General features: G+C 28.8%; 5 protein-coding genes and 1 pseudogene. 5 read left to right on the plus strand and 1 reads right to left on the minus strand.

Features of this window, described 5'->3' with window-relative positions:
- From MK115_RS09200 to MK115_RS09215, 4 genes are all read left to right on the plus strand, one after another.
- Positions 1–515 (plus strand): His/Gly/Thr/Pro-type tRNA ligase C-terminal domain-containing protein (locus MK115_RS09200; protein ID WP_287610918.1); only part of this gene is annotated, 515 nt, incomplete at its 5' end.
- A 140-nt stretch (positions 516–655) separates the two neighbouring features.
- Positions 656–805, plus strand: coding sequence for a hypothetical protein (locus tag MK115_RS09205; RefSeq protein WP_225866262.1), 150 nt, complete (start codon positions 656–658; stop codon positions 803–805).
- Between the two features lie 2 nt (positions 806–807).
- Entirely contained in the window at positions 808–1,107 is a 300-nt protein-coding gene (locus tag MK115_RS09210) for a TIGR02450 family Trp-rich protein (protein ID WP_287610921.1), read from the plus strand.
- A gap of 136 nt (positions 1,108–1,243) precedes the next feature.
- Positions 1,244–1,477 carry a hypothetical protein gene (locus MK115_RS09215; protein WP_032515768.1) on the plus strand — a complete coding sequence of 78 codons (234 nt, stop codon included), beginning with the start codon at positions 1,244–1,246 and terminating at the stop codon, positions 1,475–1,477.
- A gap of 48 nt (positions 1,478–1,525) precedes the next feature.
- Here the strand turns inward: MK115_RS09215 and MK115_RS09220 are convergent, their stop codons facing one another.
- Positions 1,526–1,702, minus strand: a complete 177-nt coding sequence (locus MK115_RS09220) for a hypothetical protein (RefSeq protein WP_167315821.1) — start codon at positions 1,700–1,702, stop codon at positions 1,526–1,528.
- Positions 1,703–2,030: 328 nt separating this feature from the next.
- On the opposite strand from MK115_RS09220, the pseudogene MK115_RS09225 reads away from it, so the two are divergent.
- Positions 2,031–2,378, plus strand: a pseudogene (locus tag MK115_RS09225) (chlorophyll a/b binding light-harvesting protein); the annotation flags it as partial.

Genomic DNA, 2,378 nt, shown 5'->3' on the forward strand with positions numbered 1-2,378 from the left:
TAAGAGGTTTAGATTACTACACTCATACAGCTTTTGAAATTACTAGTGGGGCTCTGGGCTCCCAAGCTACAGTTTGCGGAGGAGGGAGATACGACAATTTAATAAAACACATGGGAGGGCCAAACACTCCTGCAATTGGTTTCGCTATTGGTTTAGAAAGATTAATTTTACTCGCAGGAAAAGAGCTTGAAATTCCAAGAAATACTGATATTTATATTATTAATCAAGGCTTAATTGCTGAATCATTAGCTATGGATTTATCTAGAAAATTAAGAAATTATGATTTGATAGTTGAGTTGGATTTAAGTGGAGCCTCATTTTCTAAACAATTTAAAAAGGCAAATAAACTTAAATCTAAAAGTATTATTGTTATTGGTGATGATGAGGCAGTTAATGGGGAATTTATTATAAGGCTCTTTGATCAATCAGGTAATGGGAATGAAGAGGAGGTTATATCTTTTGAGAATGATATTAAATTAGAAAATTGGATAAACAATAACTTACTTGTAAAGTGATGTTCTTGAAGATAGTGATAATTTTTCTTTTTATATTTATTTTTTTTAATTTAAGGAATTTTCTTAAATTAAATAGAAAACAAAAAGTTTTTAATTCTAAAAAAATAACAACTTTCAATAAAAAGAATCTTAATAATTGGATGAATTTAACTAAAAAAGAAAGATATAACTTAACAAAACAAGATTCTCTTAACTACATGGATAAAAGAAAACTTTTATTAGACGAAATTAGAAATGAATATAAGAAAATATCTAGAAAAAATTCTGAGGGGAACATTAAGAAAAAATAATTATGGAAAATTACTGGACTTCTAATAAAACCATAAATGGATTAAGACATTTTGTTTTAGTAAATGAGACTAAAGAAAAAGGAAATATTAGTTTTTTAATGGTTTCTGTCCTTGATTCTGAAATTAACTTAAAAACTACTTATGAAGAATTAATAAATAGTGGAAATTGGCACAAGGGTTGGATCAATCTTTCAAAGCATCAATCGATTACAGAAGAATACGTTAACTATAAATCCATCAATAAAGGAAAGGGTATCGATGAGATATTCATTAATGAAGATTCTTTATTTAATATTTCTTAATTTGATATAAATCTTTCAAATCTCTTTTCTTTGTAAATACTAGGTTTTTTGTGACTTAATAATTATTTAAAAGTTTTACCCCTTTCAAAAAAATAAAATTAACGTTATCAAGGATTAATAATATTTACTTAATTCAATGTTAGGGGATATGTGGAGCTCATCTGAGTTGACCTCGGAAAAACTGGGAATAACTGAAATTAAACTTTCTTTTTTACGTGAAAATGGAATACTCAAGCCTGGGATTCATTGGAAAAGCTCTCCACTCGGTCAGAAAAAACCTTGGAAACCCAAAGCGCTTTACAATATAAAAATGTGCAGAGAAATAATTAATAAATTTTATTCTGAAGAAAACTATAATATTGCAGCCTAAAAAATGATTTATTTTCCTGAATTAATTTGGGAAAAATATATAAAATATTTATTCGATTAGATTCTCATCCTTACACTCAATTAGAGTGTTTTGCAAAGTTGGATATAAGTTAATCATATTTATATATTGTTTTGATTTTCTGTATGATTTTGCAGCCTTTTTGTAATGAACTTCAGATTTCATTTCTAGTGAAAATTTTCTAGAAGACTCTTGAGAAGTAGTCATAATATTAGATGTCTTATCCCATATTTAATAATTGTTTGAGAATGAGGCAATAAATAGGATGGTTTAATGAAACAAAACATCGTTTAATGTCAGCAAAAAGAAATTTAATAAAAAAAAATTAAACTTAAATCTCTTTTAATTTGATATGTAATCTATTCTCTAGCAATAACTTTACTGTTGAAATCTAACTTCTTTAATAGTTAATCGTTTTGGTAAATTGATTGATTTTTTTTTCTTAGGATTACTAATTTTTACAATTTTGTTGTGAATTCAACTGTTTGATGAAAATTAAAGTATTCTCAAAACGTTTAAGCTAATCATTTCCTAAATGCAAACCTACGGTAATCCAGATACCACTTACGGGTGGTGGGCTGGAAATTCAGGTGTAGCTAATCGCTCAGGAAAATTTATCGCTGCTCATGTAGCTCATGCAGGATTAATTGTTTTCTGGGCTGGTGCTTTCACCCTTTTTGAACTTTCACGATTTGATCCTAGTGTTCCTATGGGTCATCAACCTTTAATTGTTCTTCCACACTTAGCAACTCTAGGGATAGGGTTTGACGCTAATGGCGTTGCGATGGGAGATACTAAACCTGTACTTGCAATAGCAATTGTACACTTAGTTTCTTCTATGGTTTTAGCTGCTGGTGGACTTTTACACTCTCTACTTCTTCCA

Source organism: Prochlorococcus sp. ALOHA_ZT_50, from assembly GCF_022447305.1.
Taxonomy (GTDB): Bacteria; Cyanobacteriota; Cyanobacteriia; order PCC-6307; family Cyanobiaceae; genus Prochlorococcus_A.

Coding starts and splice junctions, on each gene's coding strand:
- MK115_RS09205 (WP_225866262.1), top strand. CDS start 656: ATGAATTTAACTAAAAAAGAAAGATATAACTTAACAAAACAAGATTCT.
- MK115_RS09215 (WP_032515768.1), top strand. CDS start 1,244: ATGTTAGGGGATATGTGGAGCTCATCTGAGTTGACCTCGGAAAAACTG.
- MK115_RS09220 (WP_167315821.1), bottom strand. CDS start 1,702: ATGACTACTTCTCAAGAGTCTTCTAGAAAATTTTCACTAGAAATGAAA.
- MK115_RS09210 (WP_287610921.1), top strand. CDS start 808: ATGGAAAATTACTGGACTTCTAATAAAACCATAAATGGATTAAGACAT.